This window comes from Salinibacterium sp. PAMC 21357 (assembly GCF_000247645.1).
Taxonomy (GTDB): Bacteria; Actinomycetota; Actinomycetes; order Actinomycetales; family Microbacteriaceae; genus Rhodoglobus.
The window spans coordinates 128,842-142,907 of sequence record NZ_AHWA01000005.1 but is presented as its reverse complement, the minus strand read 5'-3'; the positions used below and the strand labels follow the sequence as shown (position 1 = coordinate 142,907).

Sequence of the window (14,066 nt, the reverse complement as noted above, 5' to 3'; positions counted from 1 at the left end):
CCTCAAGCTGAACGCCACACGAACGACAGCAAATGAACATCCATCACCGCGCGCACCCAATAAGGTGGATGCCGTGACCACCACCACATCAAATCACTATGCCCTCGCCATCGATATTGGCGGAACCAAAGTTGAGGCCGCCCTCGTTGACCCCAACGGTGTTGTACTCGCCTCGAGCCGCTTTCGCGCCCCCACCGGCCGCGCATCCTCAAGCGAACAACTCGCCGAGAGCGTGCGCACCGTTGTACGGCAGTCGGCCGCAGCGCTGCCCAACAACGCCACACTTCTTGGAGCCGGGATCGGCAGCGCCGGCCCCATCTCCGTATCTCGAGGCGAGGTTTCTCCGCTCAATCTGCCGGCATGGCGCGACTACGGCGTGCGAGCCCTCGTCGAAGAGACTCTCCCCGGACACACTGTGGCACTGCGCGGCGATGGAAACTGCATTGCGCTGGCGGAACACTGGGTTGGTTCAGCGCAGGGCGTGAAGTACTTCATGGGAATGGTGGTCTCCACCGGCGTCGGCGGCGGCCTCATCCTCGACAACCGCCTCGTTGATGGCCCCACGGGGAATGGCGGTCACTTCGGCCACATCGAAGTCGGCGGAGAAGACACGATTTGTGGCTGTGGCGGAACCGGCTGCGTCGAAGCCGTTGCCTCAGGGCCCAAAACGGTCGAATGGGCTCAGACTCACGGTTGGACCGGCACCACCGGCGAAGAACTCGCAGCGGACTATGCGGCCGGAAACGACATCGCTGTAAACGCTGTGCGCCGATCGGCACGCGCCGTCGGGCACGGAATTGCGTCGGCCACGGCCCTCGTTGATCTCGAACTAGTCGCGATTGGCGGCGGCTTCTCTCACGTTGCCGCGGATTACATCGACCTCGTCGCCGAGGCCATCACCGACCGGGCACCGTTCCCGTTCATTACCAAGGTGCGCGTTGTCGCGTCAGGCCTGTCTAGCGACGGGCCGCTCATTGGGGCTGCTTCTCTCGTTCATCACCCCGAACGATTGAGCACTTCCGCCCTTGAAAACTAGCCGCACCGTTCGGGATGTCGCGCAAAGGCGGATATCCCGAACGAACCGCACCGGCTACTCGTCGAATACCGCTACGGGGATCTCTATCTCGTCTTCGACAAAGCTGGGGCGTCTGAGCATGACGGCGCTGATGAGCGCTAGCAGGCTGGTGGCGAGCAAAAACATGAGCGGCCAAAACCAGCCACCGCTCAACTCCCGCACGAGAGCAACTGCGAACGGGCCGACAGCGGCAAGAGTGTAGGCGACGCTCTGCACAAATCCGCTGAGCGCCGCTGACCCTTCGTGACTACGCGTGCGCAGATTAATAAGCACGAGGCACAGCGGGAACAGAATCGTGCCGACGCCGGCGAGGGCAACCCACAGCCAAGTGGCGGTCGTCGGCGCGATCGCGAGCCCAAGATAACCGAGTGCTCCGGCAAAGACTCCCCCGGCAATCACGAGCCCGATGTTCGAAATGCGACTCGCCAGGATCGGGCTCAGGATGCCCAGAGGAATACCGATCAGCCCGAAAAGCGACAGCGTTGCTCCCGCCTCTACCGGCGTGAACTTGGCCGATTCGATGAGAATCTCGGGAAGCCAGGCAAAAAACGAATAGAACCCCATTGAGGAGACACCAAACGCGATTGTGATCGCCCAGGCCGTCTTCGACCTAGCCACTGCCCACACTGAAATGCTGGAGACCGACGGAACAACAGTTACGTCACTAGAGATACTGCGCTTGCTTCGACTCCCCCGCAACGACAACAGCAGCCACGGGATCAAGGCTGTCAGAGCAAGCGCCGCCCACACTGCAACGGATACTCGCCAGCCAGCAGCTTCAGCGATCGGTGCCGCAAACAACGCCGGAATCGCGGCACCCAACGAGATGAGCACGACGTAACCACCCGTGACCGTGCCCAAACGGTCAGGAAAGTACTTCTTGACGGCGGGCGGGAGAAGGACGTTGCCTACTCCCATTCCGGCCAGCGCGATGAAGCTGCCGAGCACCAATAGAACATAGTTATCGCTAAGCGCACGGACGCTTGAGCCCACGACCATCGCCGCAGCGGCGATGAACAAGCTGACGTCGAGGCCACGGGAGCGAGCAAGCGCTGGCGCGCCGAGCCCCGCAATGGCGAAGGCAATGGGCGGAAGCATCCCGAGTACGCCAAGGCCAAGGCTGGAGATGGGAATGTCGTTCTCGATAACGCCGATGATGGGGGAAATCGCAGCGACAGCGGTGCGCACGTTAAGGGCGACAAAGAGGATGCCAGCCAGCGCGAGAATGCGTCCCCTCCAGAGGGTGCGCGTGGGAGTAGTCATTCGCACGAGTCTACGTCTCGTTTCAGCCCTACCCCTACGATGGTGGGTATTGTCGGCAACTCGTGTCGGCCACTCGTGTCGGCAACAAGCTGCTCAAGAACTAGCTTTCGATAACTATTTCTTGGGCGTCTCTTTCGCGGGGACGCCCAAGATTTCTCTCACGGCAATCTCGTCGAGGCACATTTGTTCGATGAGCGCTTCGACCGTCGTATATTTCACCATTCCGCGAACGTATTCCACGAACTCGATTTCTACACGCTTGCCGTAGATATCGAAGTCTTGATCAAGAGCGTGAGCCTCGACCTGTTTCTCCGGCACGCCATCGAATGTCGGGTTGTTGCCGATGGACACCGCTGACGCAAAACGAATACCGTCGATGACAAGCCACGCGGCATAGACGCCGTCTGCCGGGATGAATCCTTCTGGATCACGTTGCAGGTTGGCTGTCGGATACCCCAGTTCGCGACCGCGTTGTTGACCAAGAACCACCACCCCACGAACCGAGTGCAGAGCCGTCAGCAGTTGTCCCGCTTCGGCGACGTTGCCCTCGGCAAGAAGCTCGCGCACGAACGTCGAGGAGACTCGACGCCCTTCTTCGAGAGAGATGTCGTCAATGACGACGACCTCAAAGCCGTGTTGTTCACCTAAAGATCGCAACAGTGCGACATTGCCAGCGCCGTGAGCTCCGAAGCGGAAATCGGCACCGACAAGAACGACCTTGGTATCGAGCACACCAGCAAGCACCGTACTGACGAAATTCTCGGGGGTAACCTCACTGAGCGCTCGATCGAACGTCAGCACCAGGGTCGCGTCAACAGCTGTCGTCGCGAGACGTTCAAGTTTTTGTTCCTTGCTCAGCAGCGGTTGGGGGCACGCTGTGGGGTTCAGCAAACTCATCGGATTGCGATCGAATGTGACGACGACCGAACGGAGTCCACGTTCGGCAGCAACCTCGCGCAGTCGCGCAAGTACTGCCCGGTGACCGCCGTGCACACCATCGAACTTGCCGATCGTCAGCGCAACCTCACCAAAGTCAGGCGGCACATCGGCGATTGATTCGAACAACTCCATGTCAGCGACTCTCCTGAGACTTATGCACCCGATACAGCCAGAACAGGCCAAGAACGGGAAGTGCGAGAGGGATAAAGAGATAGCCAGCGCCGAAGGACGACCACACGGTGTCGGCCGGGAACAACACGGCGTCGACCAAACTCAAGGTGCCGACCGTAAGCACACCGACTAGCTCGAAAACTATCGCGACAACCGCAACCATGAACCAGCGTTGGCCCGCGCGAATGAGCGCGACAGTCGCCACTATGTAAACCACCCCGGCGAGCGCAGAGAGCAAGTACGCAACCGGCGCCTCATTAAACTTGGTGGCAATTTGAAATAGCGAACGCGCAGTAGCGCCCAATGCCATCACCGCATACACGGCAATAAGCACGCGGCCAATACCCGCGGCAGTAGAAGAATCCTTGCTAGTCATCGCATCAACTTTAGGCGCTCTGGGCTAGGCCAGTTGAACAAACCAGATTTGGCTCATTCGATAGACCATGACCGCGATCGACAAGCACGCAACACCGAGCACGACGCTACTCCAGCGGTTGCGTTCGATGAGCCCCCACATGACCGCTGCTGGTGGAATCAGAATTGCCGAGACCAAATAGATCCAGAACTCTAAGGCGCTGCCGGTGGCAACATTGCCCACGAACGGCGCAATTATTGCCATCACTAGCTGAACCAGGAGCATGGCTTCAACAAGCAGGGTGGCGCCCAAGGTGTAGTCGTTGGGTTTTACCCCGGCGAACCCCACAATAATGGCGGCCGTACCCGCAAGCACCGCAATGATGACCTGCACCCAAACAAACCACTCAACCATCGTTCGGCGCACCATCCTCGGCCGCTGCTGCCGTTTCGCTTGAGGCCGCGCCGTCTAGCTTCGCACCGTGTGACACCGTTGGCTCTGACGCCGGGATGGCATCCGCCGGAAAGTTCGAAAGGATGCGCGTGCGACCGTCAACGACTTCCGCCAAACCAACGAGACGGCCGGCAGCGTTCACCACCGCTTGCGGACCAGTTCCTACAGGACCAAGCGGAACCTGCTGCCCCCGGGACAATTCAAAGCACTCTTGGTCGGTGAGCTCTACCGTAGCGAATAAGGTGCCAGCGACCTTCGCGGGCGCAACGAGCTTCTGCTCAAGATCGTCGTCAAGAGTGCTGGCAGTCTCGACACTAAAGGGACCAACTCGGGTGCGTCGCAAGACGGTGAGGTGGCCGCCAATTGCCAGCACCTGCCCAACGTCACGCGCCAACGCTCGAATGTAGGTACCCGAGGTGCAGTCAACCCGAACCTTGATATCGATGAACTCTCCGCGCTCGATCTCCAGCACGTCGAACGCTGACACGGTCACGGCACGCTCGGCGAGCACGACTTCTTCTCCCGAACGAACCAGGGTATACGCACGCCTTCCATCAACTTTGATGGCGCTTACGGAGCTCGGCCGCTGCATGATCGCCCCCGTGAATTGGGCGACAGCGGCAGCAATGGCATCATCGGTGATCGCAGCAATTGCTGCGGCATCCGCTGGTTCAGAGATCTCGCCGTCAGCATCATCAGTGTTTGACGACGCGCCGAGGCGAATGGTGGCGGTGTATTGCTTATCGAGACCGACCAGATACGTCAAAAGCCGGGTCGCATTGTTGGCACCGAGCACGAGCAGACCAGTCGCCATAGGGTCGAGCGTGCCCGCGTGACCAATCTTGCGGGTGCCGACGGATGCTCGCGCACGGGCGATTACCCCGTGACTGGTGATCCCCTGCGGCTTGTCAATGAACAGGATTCCGCTTGCAGGGTTGCGCGGAGGCTTAGCCATGCCCGTACCTCCCCAGCTCAGCAACCCCAGATGGGTAGCGCAACAACATTAGCCAATTCTCTCGCACCTCACACACCGTGCGACACCGCCGGTCAGCCCCCAAGGAATCACAGGGTGGTGCACTTAGACTTTGGCTATGCGAATCGGCGTTATTGGGGCGGGCGCCGTTGGTGGCGCAATAGCGGCTCTGCTTGCCCGCGCCGGCAACGATGTCGAAGTCACGGCGCGCGGAGCTCACCTCCAGGCAATTCGCCGGTCAGGACTCGCACTCACCGGCGAATGGGGCGAAAGCACCTCACCTGTGCGAGCAGCGTCAACCCTCACCCGCGTCAACGAGCTAGTGATCGTTGCGACTAAGGCGCACGATGCTGAACAGGCTCTTCGTGAGAACATCAAATATCTACGCAATGTGCCGGTGGTAATTTTTCAGAATGGTCTCGATTCACTTGAGACAGCCGCCCACGCTTCTCCGCGATCCGATGTAATCGGCGGCCTCGCGACGTTCGCATCGTCATTCCTCTCCCCCGGCAAAATTCATGTCACCGCCGCCGGCCCCAGTTATCTCGGAGTTGTCGGCGACAACGACGTTCCGGCCCGCTACGCCGCACACATCCTCAACGAGGTAATGCCAACCTTTGCCGTTCCCAACTTTCGCGGCGCTCAATGGACCAAACTTGTCATCAATCAGGTCAACGCGCTTCCCGCCATTACCGGCCGCAGCGTTCAGGCCGTGGTCACGCACCCCGCACTCCGCCACATCATGACCGCGAGCATGCGCGAAGCGGTGCAGGTCGGTCTTGCCGATGGCATCCGCTTCGAAACTGTGCAAGGTCTTAGCCACCGCCGACTACACACGTTTGCCCGGACCCCGCTGTGGCTCGGTCAACTGTTGCCGCGTATCATGGCCAAACGCATGGGGCGCATCCCCAACCCCGGTTCGACGCTGCAAAGTATCCGGCGGGGGCAACCGAGCGAAGTGGATGCCTTGAACGGCGCAGTCGTACGTTTCGCCGCTACCAACCAGAGCACCGCGCGCGTCAACACGCTCATGGTCGAACTCGTTCACGCGGTCGAAAAAAGCGGTGAGTTCTTTAGCCCTGATGATGTTGCCGCCCGGTTCGATGCGCTCACTCGGCCCGGTACCGACAAGTGACCGCTGAGACGTCGGCCGCCGAACTCGCCACCGTCTCGCAGTTGATCCGAGAGTGGTTCGCCGAAAATGGTCGCGACCTACCGTGGCGCCACGACGGCTTCGGAGCATGGGGCATTCTCGTCAGCGAGATCATGCTTCAACAAACGCCCGTGGTGCGCGTCATTCCGCGCCTCGAACAATGGCTAGCACGTTGGCCAACCCCAGAGGCCCTCGCCTCAGCATCTCCCGGAGACGCCGTGCGGGCGTGGGAACGTTTGGGGTACCCCAGACGCGCGCTCAACCTACACGCTGCCGCGACTGCGATTACCGAGCAGCACGCTGGAGTGGTTCCTGAAGATGTGCCATCCCTCTTAGCGCTGCCCGGCATTGGGGATTACACCGCTCGGGCGGTAGCCGCGTTCGCCTATGGGCACCGGCATCCGGTTGTGGACACCAATGTGCGTCGCGTTATCGCCCGCGCTGTGCTTGGTCAGGGCGAGGCCGGCCCTCCTTCAACCAAACGAGACCTCACGGCTATGGAAGAGTTGCTTCCCGCCGACATCCCTGAGGCGCGAGCCACCAATGCGGCTGTGATGGAACTCGGCGCCATCGTGTGCACCGCCAGGAAGCCGCTGTGTGAAGAGTGCCCAGTACGAGAGCTTTGCCAGTGGCGCGCCGCCGGCTACCCGCCCTATGCGGGAAAGCGGCAAGCGATCCAAAAACGGTTCGAGGGGTCTGACCGTCAGGTACGAGGCCTCATTCTTGCGGAATTGCGAGCGAGCGATGTACCGGTTACGGCACTCGAAATAGATCAGGTCTGGGCTGACAGCGAGCAGCGGACGCGAGCTCTCGACGGATTACTCGCCGACGGACTCGTGGTACCTAGTGGTGCCGACTACGAACTGCCCTAGTCGTCTTTGCTGACGTAGACCGCATCATCGTCATCGTCGTCGTCATCGTCGTCGTCATCGTCGAAGCCTGCTGCTTCTTCTTCGGCGGCAAAATCTCGAGGCTTGACGTACGGGTCTTCATCCCCGGCATAGGTAGCATTCTGCTTCAGGGAGCCGATCGATGCGTCACGCTCGTGAGCTTCGTTGAGAAGCGAATCGATCAACGCAGCGTTCTCGGGGATTCCGTCGGGAATGAACTCGATAGACGGCGTGAGGCGTGCCGTGAGGTTCTTGCCCACCTCGCGACGTACTAGACCGGTAGCAGATTTCAGGGCCGCTGCACTCTCGAGGCGTTCCTCGTCGGTGCCGTAGACAGTGAAGAACACCGAAGCGTGCTGAAGATCGCCGGTGACGCGAACATCAGTGATGGTGACAAATCCGAGACGCGGATCTCTGATGCCACGCTCCAGAGTCTTGGCAACAATCACTTTGATACGGTCGGCCATTTTGGCGGCACGAGCTGCGTCAACCATCTCTACTCCTTCTATTACTTGTGCTGCCTCGGGGTGTACCGAGGCGTTGACGGCAACCTGAGCAGGAAGCTTGCGGAGCTTGCGTAGCTCCGCTTCCTGCTCAGGTTGCCGTCATAAGCCATCGAGTTAGACCCGCGGCTTTTCCTTCATTTCAATTGTCTCGATCTCGTCACCGATTTGGATGTCGTTGAACTTACCAAGACCGATACCGGCTTCGTAGTCGGTACGAACTTCAGTGACGTCATCCTTGAAGCGACGCAGCGAGTCGATCGCGAGGTTGTCGCCAACGACGACGCCTTCGCGGATAACTCGTGCTTTGGCGTTTCGCGTGATCGTTCCCGAGCGCACGATGACACCGGCAATGTTTCCGACCTTGGAGGAGCGGAAGATCTCGCGGATCTCGGCAACACCCGACTGGACTTCTTCGAACTCAGGCTTGAGCATGCCCTTGAGCGAGTTCTCGACGTCTTCGAGTGCGGCGTAGATGACCGAGTAGAAACGAACGTCGACGCCTTCGCGAGCGGCACGTTCCCGTGCCTTCGGGTCGGGGCGAACGTTGAATCCAATGATGATCGCGTTGTCGACCGTGGCGAGGTTGATGTCGCTCTCGGTAACAGCACCAACACCGCGGTGGATGATGCGCAGCTGAACCGAGTCATCAACATCAATCTTGAGCAGCGACTCTTCGAGGGCTTCAACAGCACCCGAGACGTCACCCTTGATGATGAGGTTGAGCGATTCGACCTTGCCATCTTCGAGGGCCTTCGTGAAGTCCTCGAGGCTGATGCGCTTGCGGCTACGAGCGAGCATTGCGTTGCGCTCTGCTGCTTCGCGCTTTTCAGCGATCTGGCGGGCCATGCGGTCGTCATCGGTAACCAAGAACACGTCGCCGGCCTTGGGCACTGAGGTCAAACCGAGCACAGCGACGGGACGCGACGGCTCAGCCTTGAGAACAGAGTCGCCGTTTTCGTCGAACATTGCACGAACACGACCGTAAGCGGTACCGGCAACGATCGGGTCTCCGATCGACAGCGTTCCCGACTGGATGAGCACGGTAGCAACAGCACCGCGACCCTTGTCGAGCTTGGCTTCAATCGCCACACCACGAGCATCCTTGTTGGGGTTTGCGCGCAGGTCGAGCCCAGCATCCGCTGTCAGGAGCACAGCGTCAAGAAGCTCGGTGATACCGACCTTGTTGAGCGCCGAGACGTCCATGAACATCGTGTCTCCACCGTATTCTTCGGCAACGAGACCGAATTCGGTGAGCTGCTGGCGTACCTTGGCCGGGTTTGCACCCTCTTTGTCGATCTTGTTGATTGCGACAACGATCGGAACGTTTGCTGCCTGAGCGTGGTTGAGTGCTTCAACCGTCTGGGGCATGATTCCGTCGTCAGCGGCAACCACGAGGATCGCAACGTCGGTGACCTGAGCACCACGAGCACGCATAGCGGTGAACGCTTCGTGGCCCGGGGTGTCAATGAACGTGATTGGACGTTCGTAGCCGTCGTGCTCTTTGACGACCTGGTAGGCACCAATGTGCTGTGTGATGCCACCGGCTTCGCCAGCAACAACGTTGGCGTTACGGATGGCGTCGAGCAGCTTGGTCTTACCGTGGTCGACGTGACCCATGACGGTAACAACGGGAGGACGAATAACAAGTTCGTCTTCCGATTCGTCTTCGAGTTCTTGATCGAGGTCCATATCGAAGCCGAGCAGCAGCTCGCGGTCTTCCTCTTCAGGAGAAACCATTTCGATCTTGAAGCCAAGCTCATCGCCCAGGATGCCGAACGTTGCCTCATCGAGAGACTCCGTTGCCGTCGCCATTTGTCCCAAGTGGAACAGTACGGTAACCAGGTTTCCGGGGCTTGTGTCGATCTTGTCGGCAAAGTCGGTGATTGATGCGCCACGGCGAAGGCGAATAACTTCCTTACCGTTTCCGCGAGGGACGCTAACGCCACCAAGCGACGGGGCTTCTCTCAGTTCAAACTCTGCCCGCTTCGCCCGCTTCGACTTGCGTGCCTTGCTCTTTCCGCCACCGCGACCGAATGCACCAGCAGTTCCGCCACCGGGGCCGCGACCGCGACCGCCGCCTGGCGGACGGTTGGGACCAAAGTTGTTGGGTGCGCCGCCGGGACGAGCACCGGCTCCAGCACCAGCGCCACCGGGACGCTGACCACCACCGGCGCCTGGGCCGCCTGGGCGCTGACCGAAGCCACCGGGGCGTGCCGTCTGACCTGGACCGCCGGGACGCGGAGCGCCTGGGCGAACTGAGCCGGGACGAGGAGCACCCGGACGAGGAGCACCCGGACGAGGAAGACCGGGACGCGGTGCGCCCGGACGAGGAATGGAACTATTGCCACCACCGCTTGCAGCGGGGCGTCCCATACCTTGATTAGAGGCAAAGGGGTTGTTTCCCGGACGGGGAGTACCCGGACGAGGAACAGAGGATGGGCTCGGAGTCGCAGCGGCATTGCCTTCGGGCTTTGCGCCAGATTCAGCGGATGCCTTCTCTGCAGCTTGGGCCTTTTCTGCGGCTAGTGCCTGAGCTTGGCGCTCAGCGACCGTCAAAGGCGCGGGAGCCGCGCCCTCTTCTGGTTCGTGAGTCGGCTCAGGCGCTGGAGCCGGAGTGGGAGCTGGAGCTTCTACAACAACTTCGGCCGGGGTCGGAGCGCTAGGCACCGGCGTTTTGGGTTTCGGCGCAGCCTTAGGCGCGGCCTTAGGCGCAGCCTTGGGCTGCTCCGGCTCTGCTGGGGCTTTCGCGGCGTCTGCTTCAAGAGCAGCTTTCAACCGTCGTGCGACGGGTGGTTCAATGCTTGACGAAGGGCCTTTAACGAATTCGCCCATTTCTTTGAGCTTCGCTAGTGCAGCCTTGCTATCGACGCCGGCTTCGGCGGCAACTTCGTGTACGCGTGGTTTGGCAGCCACTTTTCTCCTGTCTGGGTCTGCTCCCAGACAGGGGCAGACCACTAATTACTGACGGAACTCATTTCGAGTTGCTCATTAGTTGTCCATAGGTCAATCAGCCTGTTCGTTAGGGGACACCGGTTGATGTCCCGCCTCATATTCAGCTAACACTGAAAGAAGTGCTTCGGTATCTAGTGGTGGTTCCACCTTCAACGCACGCGCAAAAGCTCTGCGTTTGACTGCAGTCTCGTAACACGTGAGCGTGGGGTGAAGCCAGGCACCACGACCCGGAAGTGCGGCCGAATGGTCGGCCACAACCGCACCGTGAGATGCGATAACTCTCAGTAACGACGATCTGCTGCCACTTGCGCGACAGCCGATGCACGTCCTTATTGCTTCCATGATACCCCTACTCTCCAATCACGCACTCCCCCGCGCCCAGTTTCGGCACGAGTTGCGTGCTCGCGAGCACCGTTGGCCCTCGACCACTGTCGACTCCGCGATGTGCACGCAGTGTCGACAGCGGCCGAGCGACTACTCGCCGTCGAGGATTGAGTCTGGCTGGATGTCGATGCGTGCGCCGGTGAGCTTTGCCGCCAGGCGCGCGTTCTGCCCTTCTTTGCCGATCGCCAGCGAAAGCTGGTAGTCGGGAACGAGGGCGCGAACCGCTTTCGTTGCTTCGTCGATGACGAATGAACTCGACACCTTGGCCGGCGACAGCGCATTTGCGACGAAGGTTGCAAGGTTTTCGGAGTAGTCGACAATGTCAATTTTCTCGTTGTTGAGCTCTGCGGTCACAGCGCGAACGCGCTGGCCAAGCTCACCAATGCAGGATCCCTTGGCGTTGATGCCTGATTCAGTCGCGCGCACCGCCATCTTGGTGCGGTGACCGGCTTCGCGAGCTACTGACGTGATCTCAACGAGGCCGCTAGCGATCTCCGGAACTTCGAGCGCAAAGAGCTTGCGTACGAGCGAAGGATGGGTGCGGCTGACCGTGATCTGTGGGCCTTTGTCACCTTTATTGACGGCAGTGACGTAGACGCGCAAGCGAGAACCGTGCTTGTACTCTTCGGTCGGCACTTGCTCTTCGGGAGGCATAATCGCCTCTACAGTGCCGAGATCGATGTGGATCATCCGTGGGTTGGGGCCCTGTTGAATGACGCCAGCAACGATGTCGCCTTCGCGACCTTTGAATTCGCCGAGAACCTTGTCGTCACCAATGTCGCGTAACCGCTGATTGATGACCTGCTTCGCCGCGAAAGCCGCGATGCGGCCGAAATCAGTGGGGCTGTCTTCAGCCTCGCCGACGACTGCGCCTTCTTCGTCGTATTCAGGAACCCACACGCTAACGTGCCCGGTCTTGCGATCGAGAACGACGCGAGCCGTTGGAGCAATCTCTGCAGCTGTACCTTCGGGAGCCTCAACGTGCTTGAGATAGGCACTCATGATTGCCTGCTCAATGATCTGCACCAGTTCTTCGAACGGTATCTCTCGTTCGCGCTCCATCATGCGCAGCACGCTCAAGTCGATATCCATTGAGGGCCTCCGATATTCATTTAGGGGTGATAAACCGGATCCTTACTGGATCCGAATAGGCTAGTTTAGCCGCCTTAGGCGAGGAGCGCGGCACCAACTTCGGCGATGCTCGTGCTGGTGCGCTCGTTGGTGACGCGATCCCAAACTTCAACCATTCCGTTGGCAGCATCGCGGCCAACAATCACGATCTTGGGAATGCCCAGCAACTCGGCATCGCCGAATTTCACCCCGGGCGAAACCTTGAGGCGATCGTCGAAGAGCACGTCGAGACCGGCACTCTCCAGCGCAGAAACGAGGTTCTCGGCGGTCTCGAAAATGACGGGGTCTTTGCCGGCCGCGACGATGTGCACGTCAAACGGGCTGATGTTCTTAGGCCACAAGAGGCCCTTGCCGTCGTTGGTTGTCTCCGCAATGGCTGCCATCAGGCGTGTTACACCGATGCCATACGAACCCATGGTGACGGTGACAAGTTTTCCATTCTCATCGAGGACCTTGAGTCCGAGGACTTCGGCATACTTGCGGCCGAGCTGAAAGACGTGACCGATCTCCATGCCGCGAGCGGTTTCAATGGGGCCGCTGCCGTCGGGAGCAGGGTCGCCGGCACGAACATCCGACACCTCAACGATGCCGTCGCCGACAAAGTCGCGACCGGCAACGAGACCAAGCACGTGCTTCTCGTGGAGGTTTGCGCCCGTGATCCACTGCGTGCCATCGACGACGCGAGGATCGAGAACGAAACGAACCCCGGTTGCCGATTTCTCGCCGAGCACGGCGCCCTCAGACGACCACGGACCGATATAGCCCTTCACGAAGCCGGGGTTTCCCTCGAGCTTGGCAAGCGCAGCAAAGTCTTCAGCCGTTGCCGCTTCAACCTCAGCGGGGGCGAAGGCGACCTCGGCACGCTTGAGGTCGACATCACGGTCGCCAGGAAGACCGACCACGACGAGTTCACGGGATCCGTCAATCGATTTGAGCGCAAGAACGATGTTCTTAAGCGTGTCTGCCGCCGTCCACGGACGATCGTCGCGCGGCTGCTGCTCATTAGCAAGCGCAACAAGCGTCTCGATCGTCGGCGTATTTGGCGAGTCGAAAACTAGCGCCGCGGGCAAGCCCTCAATCGGCAGCGCTTCGGGCGTCGTCGTGCGATACGCCTCCACGTTTGCCGCGTACCCGCCAGCGGTGCGAACGAACGTGTCTTCGCCAACAGGGGTGGGGTGCAAGAACTCTTCACTCTTCGAGCCACCCATCGCTCCAGCATCCGCCGACACAATGACGTATTCGAGCCCGAGGCGAGTGAAAATGCGCTCGTAAGCATCACGGTGCTGCTGGTACGACAGGTCGAGGCCAGCATCCGTGTAATCGAAGGAGTAGCTGTCTTTCATCGTGAATTCGCGACCGCGCAGTAGGCCAGCACGCGGGCGCGCCTCATCGCGATACTTGTCCTGAATTTGATACAGCGAAAGTGGCAGATCTTTGTAGCTCGAGTAAAGGTCTTTCACGAGCAGCGTGAAGACCTCTTCGTGCGTTGGGGCCAACAGATAGTCGGCGCCCTTGCGATCCTGAAGACGGAAAATGCCGTCACCGTACTCAGTCCAGCGCCCCGTCAGCTCATAGGGCTCCCGTGGCAGCAGCGCGGGAAAGTGCACCTCTTGAGCGCCGAACGATTCGAGCTCGTCACGGATGATCGCCTCGATCTTGCGGCGAACCTTGAGACCAAGCGGCAACCACGCAAAGACACCAGGAGCCTGACGACGGATGTAGCCGGCACGCACCAAAAGGCGGTGGCTGGCTACCTCAGCATCAACGGGATCTTCGCGGAGCGTGCGGACAAAGAGTTGAGAAAGACGTGTAGACACGTCT

Annotated in this window: 13 protein-coding genes; 3 read left to right on the top strand and 10 right to left on the bottom strand. The window is 60.0% G+C overall.

Translation table 11 applies throughout. The features are described 5' to 3' along the window. Positions 1-73: 73 nt before the first annotated feature. Complete coding sequence (locus tag ON14_RS10930; RefSeq protein WP_010205136.1) at positions 74-1,036, top strand: ROK family protein; 963 nt, start codon at positions 74-76, stop codon at positions 1,034-1,036. A gap of 54 nt (positions 1,037-1,090) precedes the next feature. On the opposite strand, the gene ON14_RS10925 is transcribed toward ON14_RS10930, so the two are convergent. The 5 genes from ON14_RS10925 to truB form a co-directional block, all read right to left on the bottom strand. Then, positions 1,091-2,338, bottom strand: coding sequence for an MFS transporter (locus ON14_RS10925; RefSeq protein ID WP_010205135.1), 1,248 nt, complete (start codon positions 2,336-2,338; stop codon positions 1,091-1,093). Between the two features lie 114 nt (positions 2,339-2,452). Next, the gene (locus ON14_RS10920; RefSeq protein ID WP_010205134.1) at positions 2,453-3,409 is read right to left on the bottom strand and encodes a bifunctional riboflavin kinase/FAD synthetase; all 957 of its coding nucleotides are present in this window, start codon (positions 3,407-3,409) and stop codon (positions 2,453-2,455) included. Position 3,410: 1 nt separating this feature from the next. Further along, on the bottom strand, positions 3,411-3,824 hold the full coding sequence (locus ON14_RS10915) for a hypothetical protein (RefSeq protein ID WP_010205133.1): 414 nt from the start codon (positions 3,822-3,824) through the stop codon (positions 3,411-3,413). Between the two features lie 24 nt (positions 3,825-3,848). After that, a complete protein-coding gene (locus ON14_RS10910) occupies positions 3,849-4,217 on the bottom strand; it encodes a hypothetical protein (protein ID WP_010205132.1) in 369 nt (122 codons plus the stop codon). Continuing rightward, the gene (gene truB, locus ON14_RS10905; RefSeq protein ID WP_010205131.1) at positions 4,210-5,211 is read right to left on the bottom strand and encodes a tRNA pseudouridine(55) synthase TruB; all 1,002 of its coding nucleotides are present in this window, start codon (positions 5,209-5,211) and stop codon (positions 4,210-4,212) included. Before truB ends, ON14_RS10910 begins: the two co-directional genes overlap by 8 nt. Before the next feature lie 136 nt (positions 5,212-5,347). Here truB and ON14_RS10900 point away from each other — a divergent pair, with 136 nt between their 5' ends. Next, on the top strand, positions 5,348-6,364 hold the full coding sequence (locus ON14_RS10900; protein ID WP_010205130.1) for a ketopantoate reductase family protein: 1,017 nt from the start codon (positions 5,348-5,350) through the stop codon (positions 6,362-6,364). Then, positions 6,361-7,254 (top strand): A/G-specific adenine glycosylase, encoded by an 894-nt coding sequence (locus ON14_RS10895; protein ID WP_010205129.1) that lies wholly within the window; start codon positions 6,361-6,363, stop codon positions 7,252-7,254. Before ON14_RS10900 ends, ON14_RS10895 begins: the two co-directional genes overlap by 4 nt. Here the strand turns inward: ON14_RS10895 and rbfA are convergent. From rbfA to ON14_RS10875, 5 genes are all read right to left on the bottom strand, one after another. Then, positions 7,251-7,766, bottom strand: a complete 516-nt coding sequence (gene rbfA, locus ON14_RS10890; protein ID WP_010205128.1) for a 30S ribosome-binding factor RbfA — start codon at positions 7,764-7,766, stop codon at positions 7,251-7,253. The two genes, ON14_RS10895 and rbfA, sit on opposite strands and share 4 nt — an antisense overlap. 126 nt (positions 7,767-7,892) lie before the next feature. After that, a complete protein-coding gene (infB, locus tag ON14_RS10885; protein WP_010205127.1) occupies positions 7,893-10,691 on the bottom strand; it encodes a translation initiation factor IF-2 in 2,799 nt (932 codons plus the stop codon). A gap of 90 nt (positions 10,692-10,781) precedes the next feature. Continuing rightward, positions 10,782-11,072: a YlxR family protein gene (locus tag ON14_RS15500; RefSeq protein ID WP_010205126.1), complete on the bottom strand. Its 291-nt coding sequence runs from the start codon at positions 11,070-11,072 to the stop codon at positions 10,782-10,784. Between the two features lie 132 nt (positions 11,073-11,204). Next, positions 11,205-12,206, bottom strand: coding sequence for a transcription termination factor NusA (gene nusA / locus ON14_RS10880; RefSeq protein WP_010205125.1), 1,002 nt, complete (start codon positions 12,204-12,206; stop codon positions 11,205-11,207). 74 nt (positions 12,207-12,280) lie between these two features. After that, the gene (locus tag ON14_RS10875; protein ID WP_010205124.1) at positions 12,281-14,062 is read right to left on the bottom strand and encodes a proline--tRNA ligase; all 1,782 of its coding nucleotides are present in this window, start codon (positions 14,060-14,062) and stop codon (positions 12,281-12,283) included. Positions 14,063-14,066 lie beyond the last annotated feature (4 nt).

Coding starts and splice junctions, on each gene's coding strand:
- ON14_RS10925 (WP_010205135.1), bottom strand. CDS start 2,338: ATGACTACTCCCACGCGCACCCTCTGGAGGGGACGCATTCTCGCGCTG.
- ON14_RS10920 (WP_010205134.1), bottom strand. CDS start 3,409: ATGGAGTTGTTCGAATCAATCGCCGATGTGCCGCCTGACTTTGGTGAG.
- ON14_RS10915 (WP_010205133.1), bottom strand. CDS start 3,824: ATGACTAGCAAGGATTCTTCTACTGCCGCGGGTATTGGCCGCGTGCTT.
- ON14_RS10910 (WP_010205132.1), bottom strand. CDS start 4,217: ATGGTTGAGTGGTTTGTTTGGGTGCAGGTCATCATTGCGGTGCTTGCG.
- truB (WP_010205131.1), bottom strand. CDS start 5,211: ATGGCTAAGCCTCCGCGCAACCCTGCAAGCGGAATCCTGTTCATTGAC.
- ON14_RS10900 (WP_010205130.1), top strand. CDS start 5,348: ATGCGAATCGGCGTTATTGGGGCGGGCGCCGTTGGTGGCGCAATAGCG.
- rbfA (WP_010205128.1), bottom strand. CDS start 7,766: ATGGTTGACGCAGCTCGTGCCGCCAAAATGGCCGACCGTATCAAAGTG.
- ON14_RS15500 (WP_010205126.1), bottom strand. CDS start 11,072: ATGGAAGCAATAAGGACGTGCATCGGCTGTCGCGCAAGTGGCAGCAGA.
- nusA (WP_010205125.1), bottom strand. CDS start 12,206: ATGGATATCGACTTGAGCGTGCTGCGCATGATGGAGCGCGAACGAGAG.